The sequence below is a fragment of the Enterobacter cloacae complex sp. ECL411 genome, assembly GCF_021869665.1.
In the GTDB taxonomy this organism is placed as follows: Bacteria; Pseudomonadota; Gammaproteobacteria; order Enterobacterales; family Enterobacteriaceae; genus Enterobacter; species Enterobacter intestinihominis.
Window position 1 is genome coordinate 3,119,834 of sequence record NZ_CP091486.1, and the last position, 24,328, is coordinate 3,144,161.

General features: G+C 56.9%; 24 protein-coding genes. 11 read left to right on the forward strand and 13 right to left on the reverse strand.

All coding sequences use genetic code 11. From position 1 onward, the window contains the following. Positions 1 to 104: 104 nt before the first annotated feature. Positions 105 to 2,138, forward strand: a complete 2,034-nt coding sequence (gene metG / locus L3069_RS14840; protein ID WP_023300575.1) for a methionine--tRNA ligase — start codon at positions 105 to 107, stop codon at positions 2,136 to 2,138. Positions 2,139 to 2,246: 108 nt separating this feature from the next. Here the strand turns inward: metG and L3069_RS14845 are convergent, their stop codons facing one another. From L3069_RS14845 to L3069_RS14855, 3 genes are read right to left on the reverse strand one after another with little or no spacing between them, the layout of a single operon-like run. After that, on the reverse strand, positions 2,247 to 2,717 hold the full coding sequence (locus L3069_RS14845; protein ID WP_015572337.1) for a DUF1456 family protein: 471 nt from the start codon (positions 2,715 to 2,717) through the stop codon (positions 2,247 to 2,249). A 46-nt stretch (positions 2,718 to 2,763) separates the two neighbouring features. After that, the gene (gene btsR, locus L3069_RS14850) at positions 2,764 to 3,483 is read right to left on the reverse strand and encodes a two-component system response regulator BtsR (RefSeq protein ID WP_022648676.1); all 720 of its coding nucleotides are present in this window, start codon (positions 3,481 to 3,483) and stop codon (positions 2,764 to 2,766) included. Beyond that, positions 3,477 to 5,162, reverse strand: coding sequence for a sensor histidine kinase (locus L3069_RS14855; RefSeq protein ID WP_038416412.1), 1,686 nt, complete (start codon positions 5,160 to 5,162; stop codon positions 3,477 to 3,479). Before L3069_RS14855 ends, btsR begins: the two co-directional genes overlap by 7 nt. 218 nt (positions 5,163 to 5,380) lie before the next feature. Here L3069_RS14855 and mlrA point away from each other — a divergent pair, with 218 nt between their 5' ends. Together mlrA and L3069_RS14865 are read left to right on the forward strand one after the other, a co-directional pair. Further along, positions 5,381 to 6,121 carry an HTH-type transcriptional regulator MlrA gene (gene mlrA / locus L3069_RS14860; protein ID WP_023300578.1) on the forward strand — a complete coding sequence of 247 codons (741 nt, stop codon included), beginning with the start codon at positions 5,381 to 5,383 and terminating at the stop codon, positions 6,119 to 6,121. Between the two features lie 69 nt (positions 6,122 to 6,190). Beyond that, positions 6,191 to 6,304: a protein YohO gene (locus tag L3069_RS14865; RefSeq protein WP_022648678.1), complete on the forward strand. Its 114-nt coding sequence runs from the start codon at positions 6,191 to 6,193 to the stop codon at positions 6,302 to 6,304. Here L3069_RS14865 and L3069_RS14870 read toward each other — a convergent pair. The 5 genes from L3069_RS14870 to bglX form a co-directional block, all read right to left on the reverse strand. Continuing rightward, a complete protein-coding gene (locus L3069_RS14870; RefSeq protein ID WP_022648679.1) occupies positions 6,279 to 7,016 on the reverse strand; it encodes an ABC transporter permease in 738 nt (245 codons plus the stop codon). The genes L3069_RS14865 and L3069_RS14870 overlap by 26 nt on opposite strands. After that, positions 7,000 to 7,950: an ABC transporter ATP-binding protein gene (locus L3069_RS14875; RefSeq protein WP_038416413.1), complete on the reverse strand. Its 951-nt coding sequence runs from the start codon at positions 7,948 to 7,950 to the stop codon at positions 7,000 to 7,002. The genes L3069_RS14870 and L3069_RS14875 overlap by 17 nt, the downstream gene beginning before the upstream one ends. After that, positions 7,943 to 9,100, reverse strand: a complete 1,158-nt coding sequence (locus L3069_RS14880) for an ABC transporter permease (protein WP_038416414.1) — start codon at positions 9,098 to 9,100, stop codon at positions 7,943 to 7,945. The genes L3069_RS14875 and L3069_RS14880 overlap by 8 nt, the downstream gene beginning before the upstream one ends. Positions 9,101 to 9,112: 12 nt before the next feature. Then, the gene (locus L3069_RS14885) at positions 9,113 to 10,030 is read right to left on the reverse strand and encodes an ABC transporter substrate-binding protein (protein WP_022648682.1); all 918 of its coding nucleotides are present in this window, start codon (positions 10,028 to 10,030) and stop codon (positions 9,113 to 9,115) included. A gap of 136 nt (positions 10,031 to 10,166) precedes the next feature. Further along, complete coding sequence (gene bglX, locus L3069_RS14890; RefSeq protein ID WP_038416415.1) at positions 10,167 to 12,464, reverse strand: beta-glucosidase BglX; 2,298 nt, start codon at positions 12,462 to 12,464, stop codon at positions 10,167 to 10,169. A 189-nt stretch (positions 12,465 to 12,653) separates the two neighbouring features. Here bglX and dld point away from each other — a divergent pair, with 189 nt between their 5' ends. Both dld and L3069_RS14900 read left to right on the forward strand, forming a co-directional pair. Further along, positions 12,654 to 14,411, forward strand: a complete 1,758-nt coding sequence (gene dld / locus L3069_RS14895) for a D-lactate dehydrogenase (RefSeq protein WP_038416416.1) — start codon at positions 12,654 to 12,656, stop codon at positions 14,409 to 14,411. Positions 14,412 to 14,513: 102 nt separating this feature from the next. Further along, positions 14,514 to 15,068 carry a GNAT family N-acetyltransferase gene (locus L3069_RS14900; protein ID WP_022648685.1) on the forward strand — a complete coding sequence of 185 codons (555 nt, stop codon included), beginning with the start codon at positions 14,514 to 14,516 and terminating at the stop codon, positions 15,066 to 15,068. Between the two features lie 95 nt (positions 15,069 to 15,163). Here the strand turns inward: L3069_RS14900 and pbpG are convergent, their stop codons facing one another. Both pbpG and L3069_RS14910 read right to left on the reverse strand, forming a co-directional pair. Continuing rightward, positions 15,164 to 16,087 carry a D-alanyl-D-alanine endopeptidase gene (pbpG, locus tag L3069_RS14905; protein WP_006811291.1) on the reverse strand — a complete coding sequence of 308 codons (924 nt, stop codon included), beginning with the start codon at positions 16,085 to 16,087 and terminating at the stop codon, positions 15,164 to 15,166. Between the two features lie 167 nt (positions 16,088 to 16,254). After that, a complete protein-coding gene (locus tag L3069_RS14910) occupies positions 16,255 to 16,842 on the reverse strand; it encodes a Yip1 family protein (RefSeq protein WP_003859296.1) in 588 nt (195 codons plus the stop codon). 157 nt (positions 16,843 to 16,999) lie between these two features. Between L3069_RS14910 and L3069_RS14915 the strand changes: the two genes are divergently transcribed. Next, the gene (locus L3069_RS14915; RefSeq protein ID WP_022648686.1) at positions 17,000 to 17,572 is read left to right on the forward strand and encodes a DedA family protein; all 573 of its coding nucleotides are present in this window, start codon (positions 17,000 to 17,002) and stop codon (positions 17,570 to 17,572) included. A gap of 101 nt (positions 17,573 to 17,673) precedes the next feature. Here the strand turns inward: L3069_RS14915 and L3069_RS14920 are convergent, their stop codons facing one another. Next, entirely contained in the window at positions 17,674 to 18,438 is a 765-nt protein-coding gene (locus L3069_RS14920; RefSeq protein WP_022648687.1) for an SDR family oxidoreductase, read from the reverse strand. Between the two features lie 50 nt (positions 18,439 to 18,488). Then, on the reverse strand, positions 18,489 to 19,907 hold the full coding sequence (gene mdtQ, locus L3069_RS14925; RefSeq protein ID WP_063135937.1) for a multidrug resistance outer membrane protein MdtQ: 1,419 nt from the start codon (positions 19,905 to 19,907) through the stop codon (positions 18,489 to 18,491). Between the two features lie 205 nt (positions 19,908 to 20,112). Between mdtQ and yohP the strand changes: the two genes are divergently transcribed. Continuing rightward, complete coding sequence (yohP, locus tag L3069_RS14930) at positions 20,113 to 20,196, forward strand: small membrane protein YohP (RefSeq protein ID WP_000698460.1); 84 nt, start codon at positions 20,113 to 20,115, stop codon at positions 20,194 to 20,196. A 45-nt stretch (positions 20,197 to 20,241) separates the two neighbouring features. Here the strand turns inward: yohP and dusC are convergent, their stop codons facing one another. Continuing rightward, a complete protein-coding gene (dusC, locus tag L3069_RS14935) occupies positions 20,242 to 21,177 on the reverse strand; it encodes a tRNA dihydrouridine(16) synthase DusC (protein WP_038416418.1) in 936 nt (311 codons plus the stop codon). A gap of 168 nt (positions 21,178 to 21,345) precedes the next feature. On the opposite strand from dusC, the gene L3069_RS14940 reads away from it, so the two are divergent. From L3069_RS14940 to sanA, 4 genes are all read left to right on the forward strand, one after another. Then, positions 21,346 to 21,741 carry a CidA/LrgA family protein gene (locus tag L3069_RS14940; protein WP_022648690.1) on the forward strand — a complete coding sequence of 132 codons (396 nt, stop codon included), beginning with the start codon at positions 21,346 to 21,348 and terminating at the stop codon, positions 21,739 to 21,741. Further along, positions 21,738 to 22,433 (forward strand): CidB/LrgB family autolysis modulator, encoded by a 696-nt coding sequence (locus L3069_RS14945; protein ID WP_038416419.1) that lies wholly within the window; start codon positions 21,738 to 21,740, stop codon positions 22,431 to 22,433. The genes L3069_RS14940 and L3069_RS14945 overlap by 4 nt, the downstream gene beginning before the upstream one ends. A gap of 128 nt (positions 22,434 to 22,561) precedes the next feature. Further along, positions 22,562 to 23,446 carry a cytidine deaminase gene (gene cdd, locus L3069_RS14950; RefSeq protein WP_022648692.1) on the forward strand — a complete coding sequence of 295 codons (885 nt, stop codon included), beginning with the start codon at positions 22,562 to 22,564 and terminating at the stop codon, positions 23,444 to 23,446. 127 nt (positions 23,447 to 23,573) lie between these two features. After that, complete coding sequence (sanA, locus tag L3069_RS14955) at positions 23,574 to 24,284, forward strand: outer membrane permeability protein SanA (protein ID WP_022648693.1); 711 nt, start codon at positions 23,574 to 23,576, stop codon at positions 24,282 to 24,284. Positions 24,285 to 24,328 lie beyond the last annotated feature (44 nt).

Sequence of the window (24,328 nt, forward strand, 5' to 3'; positions counted from 1 at the left end):
GATGAACAAGTTTACCTGAAAGGCCGTGGTTTGTGCTTACTTAATAATGCCCCTTTTGGTAATATCGAAAACCCTTTTCACAGTTAAAAGAAGTAATGCCTACTATGACTCAAGTCGCGAAAAAAATTCTGGTAACGTGCGCCCTGCCGTACGCCAACGGCTCAATCCACCTCGGCCACATGCTGGAGCATATCCAGGCTGATGTCTGGGTCCGTTACCAGCGAATGCGCGGCCACGAGGTGAACTTCATCTGTGCGGACGATGCCCACGGCACCCCAATCATGCTGAAAGCGCAGCAGCTGGGAATTTCCCCGGAACAGATGATCGCCGAAATGAGTCAGGAGCATCAGACCGATTTTGCTGGCTTTGACATCAGCTATGACAACTATCACTCCACGCACAGCGACGAGAACCGCGAGCTGTCAGAGCTGATCTACACCCGTCTGAAAGAGAACGGTTTCATTAAAAACCGCACCATCTCTCAGCTGTACGATCCGGAAAAAGGCATGTTCCTGCCGGACCGTTTCGTCAAAGGCACCTGTCCGAAATGTAAATCCCCGGACCAGTACGGCGATAACTGCGAAGTGTGTGGCGCGACCTACAGCCCGACCGAGCTTATCGAGCCGAAATCCGTGGTTTCCGGCGCCACGCCGGTGATGCGTGACTCCGAGCACTTCTTCTTCGACCTGCCGTCGTTCAGCGAAATGCTGCAGGCGTGGACCCGCAGCGGCGCGCTGCAGGAGCAGGTGGCGAACAAGATGCAGGAGTGGTTTGAATCCGGTCTGCAGCAGTGGGATATCTCCCGCGATGCGCCATACTTCGGCTTCGAAATCCCGAACGCGCCGGGCAAATATTTCTACGTCTGGCTGGATGCGCCAATCGGCTACATGGGCTCCTTCAAGAACCTGTGTGACAAGCGCGGCGATACCCTAAGCTTCGACGAGTACTGGAAGAAAGATTCCACCGCCGAGCTGTACCACTTCATCGGCAAAGACATCGTTTACTTCCACAGCCTGTTCTGGCCAGCGATGCTGGAAGGCAGCAATTTCCGCAAGCCGACTAACCTGTTCGTACACGGCTACGTAACGGTCAACGGTGCGAAGATGTCCAAATCTCGCGGGACGTTTATTAAGGCCAGCACCTGGCTGAACCACTTCGATGCGGATAGCCTGCGCTACTACTACACCGCGAAGCTCTCTTCCCGCATCGACGATATCGACCTGAATCTGGAAGATTTCGTGCAACGCGTGAACGCGGACATCGTCAACAAGGTGGTGAACCTGGCGTCCCGTAACGCAGGTTTTATCGCTAAACGCTTTGACGGCGTGCTCTCTGCCGAACTGGCCGATCCTGAGCTGTATAAAACCTTCACCGACGCCGCCGCTGCGGTTGGCGAAGCCTGGGAAAGCCGTGAATTTGGTAAAGCCATTCGCGAAATCATGGCGCTGGCAGACGTGGCCAACCGCTATGTCGACGAGCAGGCACCATGGGTGGTGGCGAAACAGGAAGGCCGCGACGCCGACTTGCAGGCGATCTGCACCATGGGTCTGAACATGTTCCGCGTGCTGATGACCTGGCTGAAGCCGGTTCTGCCGCAGCTGGCAGCCCGCGCGGAAGCATTCCTGAACACCGAACTGACCTGGGATGCCATCCAGCAGCCGCTGCTCGGCCACAAGGTGAACACCTTCAAGGCGCTGTATAACCGCATCGAGATGAAACAGGTTGACGCGCTGGTGGAAGCATCAAAAGAAGAGGTGAAAGCGGCTGCCGCGCCTGTGACCGGCCCGCTGGCGGACGATCCGATTCAGGAGACCATCACCTTTGATGATTTCGCCAAAGTCGACCTGCGCGTGGCGCTGATCGAAAACGCGGAGTTCGTGGAAGGTTCTGACAAACTGCTGCGTCTGACGCTGGATCTGGGCGGCGAGAAACGTAACGTCTTCTCCGGCATTCGTTCCGCGTACCCTGATCCGCAGGTGCTGATCGGTCGTCAGACCGTGATGGTGGCAAACCTGGCGCCGCGTAAAATGCGCTTCGGCATCTCTGAAGGGATGGTGATGGCCGCAGGCCCGGGCGGAAAAGACATCTTCCTGTTAAGCCCTGACGAAGGCGCGAAGCCGGGTCAGCAGGTGAAGTAATAAAAAAGCCGGATGAGAATCCGGCTTTTTTTTGCCCGGCGGCGCTACGCTTGCACGGGCCAACGAGTTTTTAGGCCGAGTAAGGCGAGGCCGCCACCCGGCTAAAAATCACCCCTTCTGGTTATGCACCCGCTGCGTCAACCCACGCAGGAAATAACGCAGAAACTGATCCCCACACTCGCGGTAATTTTTATGATCCGGCGCGCGCATCATGGCGGTGATTTCCGGCATCGACACGCGAAATTTCTGCTCGGTCATGATCGCCAGAATGTCGTCAGTTTTCAGGGAGAACGCAATACGCAGCTTTTTCAGCACCGTGTTGTTATTCACCCGACGCTCAAGCGCCAGCTCAGGCGCAGATTCATCTTTGCCGCGCTTGTCGTAGATCAGGCCGTTCAGGAAGCCCGACAGAATGATGTCCGGGCAGCGAACAAAACCCTCTTCATCTTCTTTAGTCATCCAGGTGTCGAACCCGGCGGACGTAGATTCCATGTCGGAGAGCGCAAGAATGCGCACCATGTCATTATTGTTCGCTTTCAGGGTGTAGCGCAGGCTACGAAGAATATCGTTACTTAGCATAGAGCCTTCGAATGTCGATGATGCAATGGCGCGCAGTGTACCAGTTTTACAGCCCTATCGCCTCTTTCAAACTTTTCAGATAGCGACGACTGACGGGCACGGTTTGCCCGGCACGTAACACCAGCTCGGCCTGGCCGTTATCTTCCAGGCGGATCTCCTTCAGGTGCGCCATGTTCACCAGGTACTGACGATGGCAGCGGATCAGCGGCGTGCGGCTCTCCAGCGTGCGTAACGTAAGCTCGGTAAAGCCTTCGTTGCCTTCAGCGCTGGTGACGTATACCCCGCTCAGACGACTGCTGACAAAGGCAACGTCGTCCATTTGCAGGAGGTAAATCCGGCTGTGCCCGGTACAGGGGATAAACTTCAGGGGCTGCTGATGCTCCGGCAGCAGCGTCACGTCCTGCGCGGTACGCTCCTGGCGCAGACGGGTCAGGGTCTTTTCAAGGCGTTTCTCTTCAATCGGTTTCAGCAGATAATCAAACGCGTGCTCTTCAAACGCCTTTACCGCGTACTCATCAAAGGCCGTCAGAAAGACGATATAGGGACGGTGCTCCGGGTCGAGCATGCCGACCATCTCCAGACCGCTGATGCGCGGCATCTGAATATCAAGGAACAGCACGTCCGGGCGCAGTTTATGCACAGCACCGATGCCTTCAATGGCATTGGCGCATTCCCCCACGACCTCAATATCACTCTGCTCCTGCAACAGGACACGCAGGTTTTCCCGTGCTAACGGCTCATCATCAACAATCAGCACTCTTAACATGCGTTCTCCTCCAGCGGCAATCGTAAGGTAATTCGGGTATAGCGGTCTGGCTCACAGGTGACGGTGATACCGCAGTCATCACCAAAATGTGCGCGCAGGCGCTTATCCACCAGGCTCATGCCCAGACCGCCTGACGCGGAGGCTTCATACAGCCCCGCGTTATCTTCAATATCCAGTACAAGATGGTGGTTAAAACGGGAAGCGGAAATCATGATTTCTCCGGTTCCCAGCAGCTGCGACGTCCCATGCTTAATGGCGTTCTCCACAATCGGTTGCAGGGTAAAGGCCGGAAGATGCTGATACGCCAGCTCATCCGGGACGGATAACGACACCTGTAATCGTGACTGGAAGCGCGCTTTTTCAATTTGCAGATAGGCGTTTACATGCTCAATCTCGTCCGCGAGGGTGACGATCTCCGAGGGACGCTTCAGGTTTTTGCGGAAAAATGTCGACAGAAATTGCACCAGCTGCGCGGCCTGATCGCTGTCGCGGCGGATCACCGCCTTCAGCGTGTTGAGCGCGTTAAACAGGAAATGCGGATTCACCTGAGCGTGCAGGAGCTTAATTTCTGACTGCGTCAGCAGCGCTTTTTGCCGTTCATACTGCCCCGCCAGGATTTGCGCCGAAAGCAGCTGGGCGATCCCCTCCCCCAGCGTGCGGTTGATGGAGCTGAACAGGCGATTTTTGGCTTCGTAAAGCTTAATGGTGCCCATGACGCGCTGGTTTTCGCCCCGCAGGGGAATGACCAGCGTAGAGCCAAGTTTGCACTGCGGATGCAGGGAACAGCGGTACGGCACTTCATTCCCGTCGGCATACACCACTTCACCCGTTTCAATAGCGCGCAAAGTGTAGGCCGAGGAGATCGGCTTACCTGGAAGATGGTGGTCGTCCCCGGTACCGGTAAACGCCAGCAACTTTTCGCGATCGGTAATCGCCACGGCCCCGATATCCAGCTCTTTATACAGCACCTGCGCCACCTTCATGCTGTTCTCCTCGTTGAATCCCTGCCGCAGAATCCCTTCCGTCGACGCCGCAACTTTTAATGCGGTGGCAGAAAATGCCGAGGTGTATTTTTCGAACATGGCGCGTTTGTCGAGCAGAATGCGCATAAACAGCGCCGCACCTACGGTATTGGTGACCATCATCGGTGCGGCAATGCTGCTGACCAGATGTAACGCATCGTCAAACGGGCGCGCGATCAGCAGGATGATCGCCATCTGCGCCATTTCCGCCACGAAGGTGATCGCCCCGGCGGTAAGGGGACTGAACACTTTATCCGGCCGTCCGCGCTTAATCATATAGCTGTGGACGAGACCACCGAGTAGCCCTTCGACAATGGTGGAGATCATGCAGCTTAGTGCCGTCATACCGCCCATCGAATAGCGGTGCAGGCCGCCGGTTAACCCCACCAGACCGCCCACGACCGGGCCTCCGAGCAGCCCGCCCATTACCGCGCCAATGGCGCGCGTATTGGCGATGGAATCTTCAATATGGAGACCAAACCAGGTCCCCATAATGCAGAATATGGAAAATACGACGTAGCAGAGGAATTTGTGCGGCAGACGGACGGTGACCTGCATCAGCGGAATGAACAGGCGCGTTTTGCTCATCAACCAGGCGATGACAAGAAACACGCACATCTGCTGAAGCAACAGCAGCACCAGATTAAACTCGTACATACTCACAAACCGCACATTCTAAAAACGCGTAACATACACTGATGGCGGTTAACTTTCTTTGAAACGTGCCAAAAAAGCGATAAATCGTGTCCGTCATCACACCTTTTGCCGGAGATAACCTGTCTTTCGTATAATTTGTACAAAAAAGAATCAAATCTTCCTGGTTCCGCAAAGTGGGTCTACAGTTAAGCTGGGGACGCGCAAGCCTGGGGGCGAAAATGGCGCTTTACACGATAGGTGAAGTGGCACTCCTGTGTGATATCAATCCCGTTACGCTACGGGCGTGGCAGCGACGGTATGGATTGCTTAAGCCGCAAAGAACGGACGGCGGGCACCGCCTGTTTAACGATGCGGATATTGACCGGATCCGCGAGATCAAAAGCTGGATCGACAATGGCGTACAGGTCGGCAAGGTGAAGTCGCTTCTGAGCCAGGACGATCCTGATACGCAGCATCTCTGGCGCGGGCAGCAGGAAACGCTGCTGAGGCTGTTGCAGACCGGCAATTTGCAGCGTCTGCGCGGCTGGATCAAAGAACAGGGTCGAGACTACCCCGCGCAAACCCTGATCACCCATCTTTTTATTCCCCTACGGCGTCGGCTTCAGTGTCAGCAAACCACCTTACAGGCACTGCTCAGCATGCTTGATGGCGTGCTGATTAACTATATTTCCGTCTGTCTTGCCTCAGCGCGGAATAAAAACAGCAAAGATGCGCTGGTGATCGGCTGGAACGTCCACGATACCACCCGGCTGTGGCTCGAAGCCTGGATTGCCACCCAGCAGGGCTGGCGCGTTGACGTGCTTGCACACTCCCTGGCACAGCTCAGGCCGGAACTGTTTGAGGGGCAGACGCTGCTGGTCTGGTGTGGCGAAGTCCCCTCCGCTTCCCAGCAGCAGCTCCTGACGGAATGGCGCGAACATGGTTATCCCGTTTACTCGCTGGGGCCAAATGCGTTGTAACGGCATTTAATGGTTCATTAACAGCTGCGCTTCACCGTATAATTGTTCCGTTAACAACAGGAGCACATGATGAAGGCAACGAAACTGGCCGTAATTACCCTTTTTGCACTGATGGCCGTCAGCGGTATCGGTGGCGTTATGCTTGCAGGTTACTCGTTTATTGTTCGCGGCGGTGTTGGCTGAGGTATCCGGCCAGGCGTTCAAACAGGCGATCCACCACAATCGCCGCCAGCGCAACCAGAACCGCCCCCTGAATAATATAGGCCGTGTTAAACCCGCTTAACCCAATAATGATTGGCGTCCCCAGCGTATTGACCCCGACCGTCGACGCGATGGTTGCCGTACCAATGTTGATGATCACGGACGTCCGCACACCGGCAATAATCACCGGTGCGGCCAGCGGCAGTTCAACCTTCAGCAGCCGCTGCCAGGCGCTCATTCCCATCCCTTCCGCTACGCTCAGCACCGATGCAGGCACCGCCGCAATGCCCGCCAGCGTCCCTTGCAGAATGGGCAACACGCCGTACAAGATCAGCGCAATGATGGCAGGCTCCTGCCCAAAACCGATCGCCGGCACGGCAATCGCCAGCACGGCCACCGGCGGGAAGGTCTGCCCCGTTGCGGCGATGGTCTCCACCAGCGGACGGAACTCCCTGCCCGCAGGCCGCGTCACCGCAATACCGGCACCGGTGCCCAGCACGATGGCAATCACGCTTGACGCCGCCACCAGCCAGAAGTGCGCCAGGGTGAGATTAACAAAGCTCTCCTGCTGGTACACCGGGCGCGGCAGCCCGGGAATAAGCGCATTAAACAGCGCCGCGCTGTGCGGCATCAGGTAGAGTAAGGCGATAAACAGCCCTGTCAGCCAAAGTAACGGATCACGGACCCACTTCACGCGTCACCTCCCCCGCCAGCAGATCGCGAAAATGGATCGTCCCGCATAGCGTACCCTGCCCGTCCGCAACGGGTAACACCTCACACTGCCGGGCGACAAACGCCGAAAGGGCATCGCGCAGGCTCATCCCGTCATGCAGCGGTTCACCACCGATTTGCGCATCCTGCGGACGCAGATAGTCCCTGACGGTGCGCAGCGAGAGCAGCCTGACACCCAGCTCGCTGCGGCCAAAGAACTCACGCACAAAATCGTTTGCCGGCGACGTTAACAGCTCAAGCGGCGTACCCTGCTGGACGACTTCGCCGTGATCCATCAGTACCAGACGATCGGCCAGCCGCAGTGCTTCGTCGATATCATGCGTCACCAGCACGATGGTGCGCCCGAGAATACGGTGGATGCGGCTCATCTCGGCCTGAAGTGCGCCGCGGGTGACCGGATCCAGCGCGCCGAAGGGCTCATCCATCAGCAGTACCTGCGGGTTAGCGGCCAGCGCGCGCGCCACCCCGACCCGCTGCTGTTGTCCGCCGGAAAGCTGGTGCGGGTAGCGGTCGCGAAGCGACGCGTGCAGGCCCAGCAGCGCCATCAACTCGTCGACACGCTCATTGATCTTCCCCCGGGACCATTTTTCCAGCTGTGGCACGGTGGCAATGTTCTGCGCCACCGTCCAGTGGGGAAACAGGCCGATGGACTGAATGGCGTAGCCCATACGCCGCCGCAGCTCCAGCACCGGCAGGCTGCGGATCTCCTCTCCGGCAAAGCGAATCGTCCCGCTGTCGTGCTCCACCAGCCGATTGATCATCTTCAGCGTCGTCGATTTTCCCGACCCCGACGTCCCGATCAATACCGAGAACGCCCCCTCGGCAAAATGCAGATTGAGATGGCTTGCCGCCGGACGGCCCGCAAAGGTTTTACTCACATCATGAAATTCAATCATTGGCTCTTCTCCTGAGCAGCGCGAGCCACAGGGCAAACAGGGCATCCAGCACGACCGCCAGCGCAATCGTGGGCACAACGCCCAGCAACACCAGATCCAGCGCGCTGCTGAGCAGCCCCTGGAACACCAGCGCCCCAAAGCCGCCCGCCCCGATCAGCGCGGCAATCACCGCCATCCCCACGGTTTGCACCGTCACCACCCGCAGGCTGCGAACCAGCAGCGGAAGCGCAAGCGGCAGCTGTATTTTCCAGAAACACTGGCGCGCACTCATCCCCATCGCATGGGCGCTTTCCAGCACGTCGGGCGGAACCTGGCTTAAGCCCGCCACCACGCCGCGCACCAGTGGCAGCAGCGCATACAACACAAGGGCAATCAGCGCCGGGGTCAGCCCGGTTCCGGCAATGCCTGCCGCGGCCAACGCAGGGAAGGATTTAACCAGACCGGCGAGGGGGGCAATCAGCAGGCCAAACAGGGCAACGGAGGGGATGGTCTGAATAACGTTGAGCACGGTAAAGACGGCACCCTGGCGGCTGGGATGTCGGTAGCACCACATGCCCAGCGGCACGCCCAGCAGCAGCGCCGGGACCAGCGTCCCGAACAGGATCGTCAGATGTTGCGCCAGTGCGTTGTCAAACACCTCCTGGCGGTTGACGTACTCTTTTAACAGCGAGAGTTGATTCAGATCGCCGCTGAAGAGGATCAGCAGGGGAATAACCCAAAATTGCGCGTTCAGCAGCCAGCGCCACACAGGTATCGGCGTCAGGCGGCGAATGGCATCGCTACAGGCCAGCAGGCAGAGTGCCAGCCATAGCCACAGGCCGCTGCCAATCGACGTGCGCGCCAGCGGGCTTTCAACCGAGGCCATCTGCGTTGCCGCCTGTCCTGCGCTCCAGAACAGTACGATAAACAGCGCTTCGCTGAGCAGAAGCGTCAGCCACAGCGCGTTTCGCCCCGGCCAGAAGGCTAAGACTACGGTACTCGCCAGCGCCGCGCCCAGCAGCAGCGGCGTAAATGCCCAGATCTGCCACAGCGCGCGCGGTTCGCCCGACACCAGACGGTTTGGCGCGACATTCACAAAAGGTAACGCGACCGCCGCGATGGCCACACAGGCCAACAGCAGCAGAACGCGGTTATGGCATTTTATTGGCACAGCCTTGTCCCGTTACTTCACAAGCCCTTGTTGTTTGAGGAAGTCGGCAGCCACTTTTTTGGCATCCAGCCCCTCAACGGCAATGCTGGCATTCAGCTGTTGCAGCGTTTTCGCATCCAGTTTTTCAAACACCGGTTTGAGCCAATCGTCGATATCCGGGTAGGCTTTCAGCACCGCCTCGCGCACGACCGGGGTTGGGGCGTAAATTGGCTGAACGCCTTTGGGGTCGGTCAGGGTTTGCAGACCAAGCGCCGCGACCGGGCCGTCGGTGCCGTAAGCCATCGCCGCGTTGACGCCGGAGGTTTTCTGCGCCGCCGCCTTAATGGTCACCGCCGTGTCGCCGCCCGCCAGAGAGAGTAGCTGTGCCTGATCGAGCTTGAAATCATAAGCTTTTTCAAACGCTGGCAGGGCATCAGCGCGCTCGATAAACTCTGCCGAGGCCGCGAGCTTAAACTCGCCCTTCTCTTTCAGGTAGCGGCTGAGATCGTCAAGCGAGGTGAGCTTGCCTTTCTCGGCGATATCTTTGCGCACCGCGATGGTCCAGGTGTTGTTGGCCGGTGCCGGTGTAAGCCAGACCAGCTTATTTTTTTCCGCGTCCAGCTTTTTGACTTTTTCGTACCCGGCTTTGGCATTTTTCCAGGCCGGATCGTTTTCATCCTTGAAGAAGAATGCCCCGTTGCCGGTGTATTCCGGGTAGATATCCAGCTCGCCGGAAGTGATAGCACCGCGCACGACAGGCGTAGTGCCAAGCTGCACTTTATTGACCGTTTTCACGCCGTGGCTTTCGAGCACCTGCAAAATGATATTGCCGAGCAACGCGCCCTCGGTATCAATTTTGGAACCCACCTTAACCGGCTCTGCGGCCTGTAACGGCAGGCTCAGCGCCGCCAGTAGCACCGCCGACCCTGTTATCCCCTTAATAATCGTCATTCTGCTTTCCTCATTATTTTGTGGCCTTTTTCATAGGCTTGAGAGAAAAGCGTAGCTTAAAACAGTGAATTTAACCGTTTTTCGTACCAGATGAGAGGCATCCCCCGCCAGGCGGGGGATGGGGAGGAAGGTAAGATTATTGCAGTTCGAACTCGGCTTTGTTCACGCGGGCGGAATCCACGCCGATGAAGACGTTGAATTTGCCAGGCTCGGCATCGTATTTCATCTGCTGATTCCAGAACTTCAGCGCATTTACGTCAATCGGGAAGCTGACCGTTTTGGTTTCGCCCGGTTTCAGGTTGACCTTTTCGAAGCCGCGCAGCTGTTTCACCGGACGGCTCATGGAGGCCGTGACATCCTGAACGTACATCTGGATCACCGTTGCGCCTTCGCGTTTACCGCTGTTGGTCACTTCCACGCTGGCGGTCACTTTGCCGTCACGCTTCAGGGTCGGCGCCGACATTTTCACGTCAGAGACCTTAAACGTGGTGTAGCTCAGGCCATAGCCAAACGGATAGAGCGGGCCGTTAGCCTCGTCGAAGTAACGGGACGTGTACTTGTTCGGCTTATCGGCGTTGTACGGACGACCGGTGTTCAGGTGGCTGTAGTAAACCGGGATCTGCCCGACGGAGCGCGGGAAGGACATCGGCAGCTTGCCGGACGGGTTATAATCGCCAAACAGCACGTCGGCAATGGCGTTACCGCCTTCGGTACCGGCGAACCAGGTTTCCAGAATGGCGTCAGCCTGCTGGTCTTCTTTCACCAGCGCCAGCGGACGCCCGTTCATCAGCACCAGCACCAGCGGCTTGCCGGTGGCTTTCAGGGCCGCGATCAGGTCACGCTGGCTTTGCGGGATCGTGATGTCGGTCCGGCTGGAGGCTTCGTGCGCCATCCCCTGCGCTTCACCCACCACGGCGACCACCACGTCGGACTGCTTCGCGGCGTTAACCGCTTCGTCGATCATCTCTTTCGGCGTGCGTGGATCCACCTTCACCGCTTCCTCGTACTGGTTGAGGAAGGTCACGATGTCTTTATCGTCGGTGACGTTTGCGCCTTTGGCGTAAACCACTTTTGCATTATCACCCACGGCGCTCTTAATGCCTGTCAGCACGGTAACGGACTGATCCGCCACGCCTGCGGCGGACCAGCTGCCCATGACGTCACGCTTGCTGTCGGCCAGCGGACCGATCACGGCAATGGTGCCGGATTTTTTCAGCGGCAGCGTGTCGAGACGGTTTTTCAGCAGCACCAGGCTTTCGCGCGCCACTTCGCGGGCTTCTTTGCGGTGCAGGCGGCTTTCAGCATTGGTGTCTGCCGGGTCAGACTCCTTCGGCCCCAGATGGCTGTAAGGATCGTTAAACAGCCCCATGTCATATTTCACGTTCAGCACGTGGCGAGCGGCATCGTCCAGCTCCGCCATCGTCACCTTGCCGCTCTTCACCAGCCCCGGCAGGTATTTGCTGTAGTATTCGTCGCTCATGCTCATGTTGATGCCGGACTTGAGTGCCACGCGTACCGCATCTTCCGGGTCAGACGCTGTGCCGTGCTTGATCAGCTCTTTAATCGCCCCGTGATCCGAAACGGTGATGCCCTTGAAGCCCCACTGGTCGCGCAGCACATCTTTCAGCAGCCACGAATCGGAGGTGGCAGGCGTGCCGTTGAGAGAGTTCAACGCCACCATCACCGCGCCGCTGCCCGCGTCCAGCCCCGCTTTGTACGGCGGCATATAGTCGTTAAACAGGCGCTGCGGGCTCATGTCCACGGTGTTGTACTCTTTGCCGCCTTCCACCGCGCCATAGGCGGCGAAGTGCTTGACGCTGGTCATCACCGAGTAACGATCTGCCGGACTTTTGCCCTGCATCGCTTCCACCATGGTTTTGCCCATCGTGGCGGTTAAATAAGTATCTTCCCCAAAGCCCTCCGAAGCACGGCCCCAGCGCGGATCGCGGGAGACGTCTACCATCGGCGCCCAGGTCATGTTCAGGCCGTCGTCTGCGGCTTCATATGCCGATACGCGCCCGACGGTTTTCACCGCATCAAGATTAAAAGAGGAGGCTAAGCCGAGGCTAATCGGGAAGACGGTACGCTGGCCGTGCACCACGTCGTAGGCGAAGAACAGCGGAATTTTCAGGCGGCTCAGTTCCATCACCTGATCCTGCATTTTGCGGATATCCTGGCGGGTAACGGTGTTAAAAATGGCTCCTACCTGCCCGTCTTTGATCATCTCGCGAATGGCTTCTTTCGGGTTATCCGGGCCGACGCTTATCAGGCGCAGCTGGCCGATTTTCTCATCGACCGTCATCTTTTTGAGTAAATCCGTGACAAAGGCGTCGCGGGCTTCAGGCGTGAGCGGGTGATTACCAAACAAATCCTCTGCCAGCGCAGGTTGCAGCGCCAGGCTGACGGCGACACCTACATAACATAGCCATTTCATGTTGTTATTCTCTCTCATCAATAACCGCGGGAAGCACCCGGCCAGACCGTGCGAAAAGCGCAGTGTGCCACAAAGCCTGAAAACCTTGCAGGGTTATTCTCTGATTTTTCTCATGAATACCCGACCGCTCAACGGCTAATCGCGCTATGCTTTACAGCGAGAAATTTGCCCCACCACAAGGAGTGGAAGATGTCTTCTGTTCGAACTAACGATAACACTACTTTTATTAACGAACTGTCGCGCCTGGTTGGTCACTCTCACCTGCTTACCGACCCGGCCAAAACCGCCCGCTACCGTAAGGGCTTTCGCTCCGGCCAGGGCGACGCGCTGGCGGTGGTCTTCCCCGGTACGTTGCTCGAACTGTGGCGCGTGCTCAGCGCCTGCGTTGCGGCAGACAAGATTATTTTAATGCAGGCTGCTAACACCGGCCTGACTGAAGGCTCCACGCCGAACGGCAACGATTACGATCGTGACATCGTGATTATCAGCACCCTGCGCCTCGACAAACTGCACCTGCTGGACAAGGGTGAACAGGTACTCGCCTTCCCCGGCACCACGCTCTACTCGCTGGAAAAGGCGCTTAAGCCGCTGGGTCGCGAACCGCACTCGGTGATCGGCTCTTCGTGCATTGGTGCCTCGGTGATCGGCGGGATCTGCAATAACTCCGGCGGCTCGCTGGTGCAGCGCGGCCCGGCCTACACGGAGATGTCGCTGTTTGCCCGTATCGATGAAAACGGCAAGCTGACGCTGGTTAACCATTTGGGGATCGATCTGGGTGTAACGCCAGAGCAGATCCTCAGCAAACTTGACGATGACCGCGTGAAGGACGAAGACGTTCAGCACGATGGCCGTCACGCGCATGACCACGATTACATCACCCGCGTGCGCGATATCAATGCCGATACGCCAGCGCGCTATAACGCCGATCCGGATCGCCTGTTTGAATCCTCCGGCTGCGCGGGCAAGCTGGCCGTTTTTGCGGTGCGCCTCGATACCTTCCCGGCAGAGAAAAAGCAGCAGGTGTTTTACATTGGCACCAATCAGCCGGAGGTGCTGACGGAGATCCGCCGTCATATTCTGGCCGAGTTCACTCACCTGCCGGTGGCGGGCGAGTATATGCACCGGGACATTTATGACATCGCTGAGCGCTACGGCAAAGATACCTTCCTGATGATCGACAAGCTCGGCACCGACAAAATGCCGTTCTTCTTCACCATGAAGGGTCGCACCGACGCGATGCTGGAGAAAGTATCGCTGTTCAAACCGCACTTCACCGACCGCTTTATGCAGAAACTGGGCAACGCCTTCCCGGCGCATTTACCGGAGCGGATGAAGACCTGGCGCGATAAGTATGAGCACCACCTGCTGCTGAAAATGGCCGGGGACGGAATTGCCGAAGCGCAGAGCTGGCTCACCGAGTTCTTCAAAACTGCCGACGGGGATTTCTTCGCCTGCACGCCGGAAGAAGGCAGCAAAGCCTTCCTGCACCGCTTCGCCGCGGCGGGTGCGGCTATCCGTTATCAGGCTGTGCATTCCGAAGAGGTAGAGGATATTCTGGCGCTGGATATTGCCCTGCGTCGCAACGATACCGAGTGGTTTGAACATCTGCCGCCGGAGATTGACAGCAAGCTGGTGCACAAGCTCTATTACGGCCACTTCATGTGCTATGTCTTCCACCAGGATTACATCGTCAAAAAAGGGGTGGATGCGCATGCGTTGAAAGAGCAGATGCTGGCGTTGCTGCACGAGCGTGGCGCGCAATATCCTGCCGAGCATAACGTGGGGCATTTGTACAAAGCGCCGGAGACGCTTAAACAGTTTTATCGCAAAAATGACCCTACAAACAGTATGAACCCCGGCATTGGTAAGACAACGCGGAAGAAATACTGGAAAGAGAGTGCCGAAACAGAGAAGCAAAATACGCAAGCCTCTGATGAACGCCTATAGCCAAATTTAAGAGATTGTTAAGCTCTCCTCAATCGTACTAGAGTATCTGCCTGTTGCCAGAGAAACGTTTCTCTGGCTTTCCAAACAAGGAGCGGGCAGAACATGTCGGCTGTAGAGATTTTACCCGAAACTGAAATCGAGGTGCGCGACGCCCTTCCTGACGATGCACATGCCATCTCGGCGATATACGCCTGGCATGTGCTTCATGGCCGTGCGTCGTTCGAGGAAGTTCCCCCCACCGTCGATGAGATGCGTCAGCGGATGAAGAGTGTGACCGACAGCGGTTTACCGTGGCTGGTTGCGCTGTATCGCGGCATTGTCGTCGGCTACTGCTACGCCACGTTTTATCGTCCACGTCAGGCCTACCGGTACACCCTTGAGGAGTCCATCTATGTGGATGCCAGCACCACCGGGCGCGGGTTTGGCTCGGCGCTGATGGATGCCCTGATTGCACGGTGTGAGCAAGGTCCCTGGCGGCAGATGATTGCTGTGGTCGGTGACGGAAACAATAATGCGGGATCGTTACGGCTGCATAAAAAACATGGCTTCGAGGTTGTCGGTCAACTGCGCAGCGTAGGGTATAAGAAGGGCGACTGGCGGGATACGTTGATCATGCAGCGTCCACTCAACGATGGTGACTGGACGCTGCCGGAGTAGGCGCTTTCGCCCGGTGGCGCTCCGCTTACCGGGCCGGCCGCTTTAGGGCCGTAGGCCGGGTAAGGCGAAGCCGCCACCCGGCACAGACAGGCGACTCAGTCGTTCTGCGCCGTCGCCATCTGTTCCGCTTTCTGCTTTTTATACGCCAGCGCTGAAGCTGGCACCGGCTGCACTTTCCCGGTTTCAATCCAGGTGCGCAGGCGGCTGGCATCCGCAAAGTGGGTATATTTGCCGAAGGCATCCATCACCACCAGCGCCACTGGTTTACCGTTAAACACGGTGCGCATCACCAGGCAGTGCCCTGCCGCATTGGTAAATCCGGTCTTGGTTAACTGAATATTCCAGTTATCGCGATACACCAGATGGTTAGTGTTGCGGAACGGCAGCGTATACGCCGGGTTCGAGAATGTCGCCATCTCCTCACGCGTGGTGCTGAGCTGACCAATCAGCGGGTATTGCTTACTGGCGATCAGCAGCTTGGTTAAATCACGCGCCGTCGAGACGTTATGGATCGACAGACCGGTTGGCTCCACGAAATGGGTATTTTTCATCCCCAGCGCTTTGGCTTTGGCATTCATCGCGCGGATAAACGCGTCGTAACCGCCAGGATAATGGTGGGCAAGGCTCGCCGCCGCGCGGTTCTCTGAGGACATCAGCGCCAACAGCAGCATATTTTTACGGCTGATTTCACTGTTCAGACGCACGCGAGAGTAGATCCCTTTCATCTCTGGCGTGTGGCTGATATCCACTTTTAGCTTTTCGTCCAGCGGCAGTCGTGCATCAAGCACCACCATCGCGGTCATGACTTTGGTTATGGAAGCGATCGGGCGCACCAGATCCGGGTGACTGGCGTAGATCACCTTGTTGGTATTCAGGTCAACGATCATCGCGCTGCCGGACGCAATCTGGGGTTGCGCAGCAGCGGTGGCAACTGCGGGCGTTTTGGCGATGGCTGGCGCGGTAGCGGAGACGCCCAACAGTAGCGCAAGACTAAGGAGTGACACTCGAAATTTCAGCATGATGAGACTTCTGATAATGATTCACGCACGTTATGACGTACACCGCCTGTGTCGACGGATAAACACAGGCTGGCTTCGGCATCATAGCGGTCACCGTGCGTTGTCGCCAGCGGAGAATCATAACCAGATGCTGCATTGCTGGCATTTACGCCAGCAATGCAGGGGACTTAAAAGAGACGGTATCCATAACCCCAAAGAATAACTGTCAGGGCCAGTAGCGCCTCAAGGACCAGCACGCCGATGGCAAGCGTAGAGCTGGAGAAGCTCAGGCCCTCTTCTTTATTGATGTTGAGGAAGGTTGGCACTCCTACATACAGCAGATAACCGGTGTAAAAGAGGGCAACCGTACCGATCAGCGCGCACAGCCAGACCAGTGGATAGAGCGCAACAATACCGCTTAAGAACAGCGGGGTCGCGACGTATCCGGCGAAGACCATACAGTGTGCCAGCGACGGGCGTTGCGGATAGTTGCGCGCCATCCAGTGGATGACCCGCCCCATTACCGCCACCCCGGCCAGCATCAGGCCATAAAACAGAATGGCCAGGTACAGTCCGGTAAACCAGGAAAGCTGAACCACGGTGCCGTCACCAAAGTTCCAGCCTATTTGCGTAGTACCAATAAACGCGCAGACCACCGGCACCGCTGCCATCAGCAGGACGTGGTGGGTGTAGTGATGCGCGACCGTTTCGTTCTCGTTACGGATGACCTGCATTTCACGATCGGGATGGGAGAAAAGTCCCCAGACATGGTTCATAACGCCCCCTTGTTGTCGGCCCGTCAGCGATAGCTAAAGTATAATGCAGGCTTTAGATTATTTTATGTACAGTGGGAAATTTCCGTTGATTGCCGCGTGGTTGATGGATGGGGTATATGATTAACGCAGGCACAGTAAGGGAGACGACATTTACTTAATGGATATCAACGGTCTTATTGAACAATATGGATACGCCGCGCTGGTCATCGGCAGCGTGGCAGAGGGTGAAACCATCACGCTGCTGGGCGGAGTGGCCGCACATCAGGGATTGCTGAAATTCCCGCTGGTGGTCGCCGCCGTCGCACTAGGCGGTATGATTGGCGACCAGCTGCTCTACTTTCTGGGTCTGCGCTTTGGTCCGACGCTTTTACAACGTTTTGCTAAGCATCAAAAGAAAATTCGTCGTGCTCAGCGGCTTATCCAGCGGCATCCCTATATGTTTGTGATTGGCACCCGCTTTATGTATGGCTTTCGCATCATTGGGCCAATACTGATTGGCGCGAGCCGCTTACCGCCGAAAATTTTCCTGCCGCTGAACATTATCGGGGCGATTGCCTGGGCGCTGATTTTTACCACGCTTGGCTACGTGGGTGGCGAAGTGATAGGCCCGTGGCTGCATAATCTCGATCAGCATCTTAAACACTGGGCCTGGTTGATCCTGGTTGTTGCGGTGGTGATTGGGGTACGGCTGTGGCTCAAGCATCGTGAAAAGCGGCGGGATGAAGAGTGAGTGCGGCCTGCTGCCCCTCACCCTACCCCTCTCACCAAAGGGGAGAGGGAACTCTATACACCCTCTCCCCTTTGGTGAGAGGGCTGGGGTGAGGGGAATGTTTATTCTGCTGGCTTAAACTGCGGATTCGCCAGCATAAAACCGCCGTCGACGATAAACGACTGCCCGGTGGTGTAGCTGGCGTCGCTGTCACACAGCCACGCCACCAGGCTGGCTATTTCTTTGGTATGCCCTGGCCGTGCCAGCGGGATTTCCGGCATTGAACCTTCTTTCACTTCGCTGTCGTCCATATCATTCATCGGCGTGGCGATCGCACCAGGCGCAACGGCGTTCACCAGAATCTTATGTTTAACCAGCTCCAGCGCCATCGATTTTGTTAACCCGCCCAGCGCATGTTTGGCCGCCGTATAGGCGCTGGCGTCCGGCAATGGCGTATGTTCATGCACCGAGGTGATGTTCACGATCCGCCCCCCTTCTCCCTGCTTCACCATCTGACGCGCCGCGATTTGCGAGCAGAGAAATGCGCCGTCCACGTCAACGGTGAATATGTGCCGCCAGTCGTCAAACGACAGGTCCAGAAATGGCGCTTTGTTCATCGCCCCGGCATTGTTAACCAGCACATCCAGCCGCCCGAAACGCGTAATCAGGGTTTCAATGGCCTTTGCGCCTTCCGGCAAATTGCTTAAGTCGAGCTGGATGGCCTCGGCACGCTGCCCGCGCGCTTCAATTTCACGGCAGGTTGCCAGCGCCCCTTCCTCATCTGAATGCCAGGTCACCCCGATATCAAACCCGCGTTCGGCCAGCATCAGGGCCGTCGTTTTGCCAATTCCTGAATCCGATGCGGTAACAATTGCGACTCGCGTCATACTCACCTCCTGAAAATCTGCAAAGAGGTAAGTATAGATAATGCGCGATTTTAGCTGTGATGATATCCGCCACCCAGCGCGGAGGTGAGCTGGAGCGTGGCATCCACGTACTGACCTTTCAGCATCAACCCGGCAATACGCTCTTTGAGCGCCGGAATTTTTGCTTCACTCACCCGCGAGCCGGCAATGATCCCCGCGCTGAAGCGCGCCTGTGCCAGCGCAACGACGCGCGCCGCATCTTTTTCGATCTGCTGCTGGTGCTGATTTTTGGCGGTCAGGGTTTCCACTTCGCTGGCCGTCCGGGCAACCTGGTTTACGGCGTCCACTACGGCCTTGTTGTAGTTCGCCACGGAGAGGTTGTTTTGCGCCTGGGCGATATCCAGGTTCGCATTCAACCGACCACTGTCAAAAATTGGCAGCGTCAGCCCCGCGGTTACGCCCATTTGCTGAGCAGATGAGCGGAACAGGTCGCTAAGGTGCAACGCATCCTGCTGCAAGAACGCCATCAAATTGATGTCAGGGTAGAACGCGGCTCTGGCGGCATCCACTTCGCTCATGGACGCTTCGATATACCAGTGCGCCTCCTGCAAATCCGGGCGGCGAGCCAGCAGCTCATAACCGAGCGTTGACGGCAGCGACGCCTCTGCGTCAGGTAAGGCATGCCGGGCGAGCGTGACTGAAGGGGTATTGGTCAATGCATTCAGACGCGCCTCAATGGCCTTCATTTTGCCGTGCACGTCAGCGAGCTGTTCATCGGTTTTGCTGGCATTGATATCTGTTTCAACGCCTTCCACCGAGGAGGTAATGCCGTGCTGGTAAAGCTCACGATCGGCACCGATGATATTTTCCTGCTCCCGTTTGATCTGCGCGAGCACGTCACCTACCGCGGCCTCGGTCTGCCAGTCCCAGTACAGCCGCGCGACGCTGCTGGCGAGCAGCTGTCGGGTCTGCTCCAGCTCCGCTTTTTGCGCATTCACCTTACCGATGCGGGCCTCAATTTGGGCGCGGTTTTTACCCCATAAATCCAGATCCCATCCGGCCGTCAGACCAAAGGTGCCGTTGGTGTACCAGGGTCCGGTTGTCCCCGCCGCCGGGTCAGTCAGGGCGAATGGCCCCATCAGCCCCTCTGCCGACATCTTTTGCCGTTCCACATCTGCGGAAAAATCCATTTGTGGACCATCAGCAGCGACAGCGGCTTTCGCCTGTGCTTCTGCCAGGGCGATGCGCTGCCGGGCAATTTGCATATCCGGTGCATCCGCCAGCGCTTTAGCAATCAGCGCGTTAAGCTGAGTGTCATTAAAATCTTTCCACCATTCGTTTTTTGGCCAGTCGGCATGACTTAGTTGGGTATTTACAGCAGCGGCGGCGGCTTGCGTTTTCACTGGAGACACCGTGGCATGTTCTGGCGCGCAGGCGGACAGCATAAAAATAAGGGGAGCACTCAGAGATAAAGTAAGAGAACGTTTCATTACGCCATAAACTCAAAAAAAATAAAGGCGCAACTTACGCTTACTGACGTTCCGTTTTTTAGTAACGCGTGGCAATCCGCATATTGTTATACATTTTCATATCCGGAAATTTATTCCCCAAGCGAATGATTTATTTTCACCTATTCATACCAATTATGAATTGACTGCTACACTTACTGACGACAGACATACGCAGGAGAGGCGAATGAAAATATTATTGTGGGCTATTTTGATTATATTTCTGATAGGGCTGCTGGTGGTAACCGGCGTATTCAAAATGATTTTCTGATACGTTTTCCCGGCTCCGCGCCGGGCAAACGTATTCACACTTCACTCATTGCTTCGACTGGATCACACGGGCAATATCCGCCGACGTCTGTAGCGTACGGATCTCCTGAAATAATCCCAGCGCGTCGTCGTACTCTTTCCGTAAATAACTCAGCCACTGCTTAATGCGCGCGACATGATACAACCCGGTATCGCCCTGCTTTTCCAGCCGCGTGTATTTTTGCAGGAGTTTCACCACGTCCGCCCACGGCATCCGCGGCTCATTGTATTTCACCACCCGGCTGAGGTTCGGCACGTTCAGCGCACCGCGGCCAATCATCACGGCATTACAGCCGGTCTCTTTGAGGCAGGCCTGCGCGCTCTCATAATCCCAGATTTCGCCGTTAGCAATCACCGGAATAGTAAGCCGTTTGCGGATCTCGCCAATCGCCTGCCAGTTAATGCGCTCGGCTTTATAACCATCCTCTTTGGTTCGCCCGTGCACCACCAGCTCGGTGGCGCCCGCCTGCTGCACCGCGTCGGCAATTTCAAACTGCCTGTCGCCGCTGTCCCATCCCAGACGCACTTTGACCGTCACCGGCAGATGCGATGGCACCGCCTCACGCATGGCCTTTGCGCCGCGATAAATCAATTCCGGATCTTTGAGTAACGTCGCCCCGCCGCCGCTGCCGTTGACCAGCTTTGACGGACAGCCGCAGTTAAGATCGACACCGTACGAGCCAAGCGCTACCGCGCGGGCGGCGTTTTCCGCCAGCCACTCAGGATACTGGCCGAGCAGCTGGACGCGCACCAGCGTACCGGAGGGGGTGCGGCTCTGACGATGCAGTTCCGGACAGAGACGATAAAATGATTTTTCTGGCAGCAACATATCGACCACGCGCAAAAACTCCGTCACGCAGAGATCGTAATCGTTCACCTCGGTAAGCAGCTCGCGCACGAGAGAGTCGAGCACGCCTTCCATCGGGGCCAGTAAAACACGCATTCTGAGTACCTGTGAAAAAAGACGCGCTATAGTAGCTGCTCTCCATGTATGTTGAAAGCCCGGCGTTCCATTCTGGAATGTCTGGTATGCCCAAAATTCATGATGTGATCCGTGGCACATTTTCAGGTTTAATTGTATGATGAATACGTCTCAGCAAGGACTTTCACCATGAGCAAATCACTGAATACTATCTGGCAATACCTTCGCGCCTTCGTCCTGATTTATGCCTGCCTGTACGCCGGCATTTTTATCGCGTCGCTGCTGCCTATTACCATCCCCGGCAGCATTATCGGCATGTTGATCCTGTTTGTGCTGCTGGCATTACAGGTGCTGCCCGCGAAATGGGTCAACCCGGGGTGCTTCGTTCTCATTCGCTATATGGCCCTGCTTTTTGTGCCTATCGGCGTTGGGGTTATGCAGTATTACGATGTGCTTAAGGCGCAGTTCGGCCCGATAGTGGTCTCCTGCGCCATCAGTACGCTGGTAGTTTTCCTGGTCGTCAGCTGGAGCTCACACATTGTGCATGGCGAACGTAAGGTCATCGGGGAGAAAACAAAAAAATGATGGCGAATATCTGGTGGTCCCTGCCGTTAACCCTGGTGGTGTTCTTTGCTGCGCGTAAGCTTGCGGTTCGTTTCAAAATGCCGTTGCTCAACCCGCTGCTGGTCGCCATGGTGGTGATTATTCCTTTTCTGCTGCTCACCGGCATTTCTTATGAACGTTACTTCGCCGGGAGCAAGATCCTCAACGATTTGTTGCAGCCTGCCGTGGTGGCGCTGGCGTTTCCTTTATATGAGCAACTGCATCAGATCCGCGCGCGCTGGAAATCCATCATAACCATCTGCTTTGTGGGTAGCCTTGTTGCGATGATCACCGGTACCTCGGTGGCCTTATTGATGGGCGCATCGCCGCAGATCGCCGCCTCTATTCTGCCTAAATCCGTTACTACGCCGATTGCCATGGCCGTGGGCGGCAGTATCGGCGGCATTCCGGCCATCAGCGCCGTGTGCGTGATTTTCGTCGGTATCCTGGGCGCGGTGTTTGGTCATACGCTGCTGAATATCATGAAAATTCGTACCAAAGCGGCGCGCGGTCTGGCGATGGGTACCGCCTCGCACGCGCTGGGCACCGCACGCTGCGCGGAGCTGGATTATCAGGAAGGGGCATTCAGCTCGCTGGCGCTGGTGATCTGCGGGATTATAACCTCCCTGGTCGCGCCGTTTATCTTCCCGATTATTCTGGCAGTAATGGGCTAAAATTTGCGATGCGTCGCGCAAATTTCATTTTCATTTCATAAGTTGCATACATAATGAGATTTGGATCACATATAAAGGCCGTACGGCTCCGTACACTACCGATCCATTAACCTTGATGAGGCAACGTCATGCATCCACGTTTTCAAGCTGCTTTCTCTCAGCTTGCAGAGAATTTGCAATCAGCCCTGGCTCCGGTTCTGGCGGATGCGCATTTCCCCGCCCTGCTGACGGCAGATCAGGTCACGACGCTTAAACAGGCAACGGGGCTGGACGAAGACGCGCTGGCTTTCGCCCTGCTGCCGCTGGCGGCTGCTTGCGCCCGCGCTGACCTTTCCCATTTTAACGTAGGCGCAATTGCGCGCGGCGTGAGCGGGACCTGGTACTTCGGCGGGAACATGGAGTTTCTCGGTGCGACCATGCAGCAAACCGTTCATGCGGAGCAGAGTGCCATCAGTCACGCCTGGCTGCGCGGCGAAAAGGCCCTGCGCGCCATCACCGTCAACTATACCCCTTGCGGCCACTGCCGCCAGTTTATGAATGAGCTGAACAGCGGTCTTGAACTGCGTATCAACCTGCCGGGACGCGCGCCGCATACGCTGGGTGATTACCTGCCGGATGCTTTTGGCCCTAAAGATCTTGAGATCAAAACCCTGCTGATGGACGAGCAGGACCACGGTTACGCGCTCTCAGGGGATGCGCTCAGCGAAGCGGCCATTGCCGCCGCCAATAAAAGCCACACGCCATACAGCAAATCACCAAGCGGGGTCGCCCTTCAGTGCCGCGACGGCCGCATCTTCACCGGCAGCTATGCAGAGAACGCCGCGTTTAACCCGACGCTGCCTCCGCTCCAGGGCGCCCTGAACCTGCTCAGCCTGAACGGGTATGACTACCCGGATATTCAGCGCGCGATCCTTGCTGAAAAGGCCGATGCACCGCTGATCCAGTGGGACGCGACCGCAGCCACGCTGAAAGCGCTGGGCTGTTCAACCATCGACCGCGTGCTGCTGGCATAATCTGTTCGGCGGGCAGATTTGCCCGCCAGTCTGACGAAAAACCCCTCAGTTGAATCGCTGTTTCTTGCGCTAACCAGGCGGGTACAGTAGCCTGAGGGAAATTTCATCATCGGTACGAGCCATCTGCATGTTAAAGCGCGTGTTTTACAGCCTGTCTGTCCTGGTCGGCATACTGCTGTTGATCGTGCTGGGTCTCGACCGCTGGATGAGCTGGAAAACAGCTCCCTACATTTTTGACGACCTACAGGACCTCCCCTACCGCCAGGTTGGCGTGGTGCTTGGCACCGCCAAGTATTACCGCACCGGCGTCATCAATCAGTATTACCGGTATCGTATTCAGGGCGCGCTGAACGCCTATAACAGCGGCAAGGTGAACTATCTGCTGCTGAGCGGCGATAACGCGCTGCAAAGCTATAACGAGCCGGTGACGATGCGCAAAGACCTGATTGCCGCAGGCGTCGACCCGGCCGATATCGTGCTCGACTACGCCGGATTCCGCACGCTTGATTCCATCGTGCGTACCCGCAAGGTGTTCGACACCAACGATTTCATCATCATCACCCAGCGTTTCCACTGCGAGCGGGCGCTGTTTATCGCCCTGCATATGGGGATCCAGGCCCAATGCTACGCCGTGCCGTCGCCAAAGGATATGTTGAGCGTGCGCGTACGCGAGTTTGGCGCCCGTTTTGGCGCGCTGGCTGACCTGTACCTGTTCAAGCGTGAACCGCGCTTTTTAGGCCCGCTGGTGCCGATCCCAACGATGCACGAAGTGCCTGAAAATGCGCAAGGTTATCCGGCGGTGACGCCGGAGCAGCTGCTGGAAATGCAGAAGAAGTAATAACTGATGTCGGGTGGCGGCTTCGCCTTACCCGACCTACGATC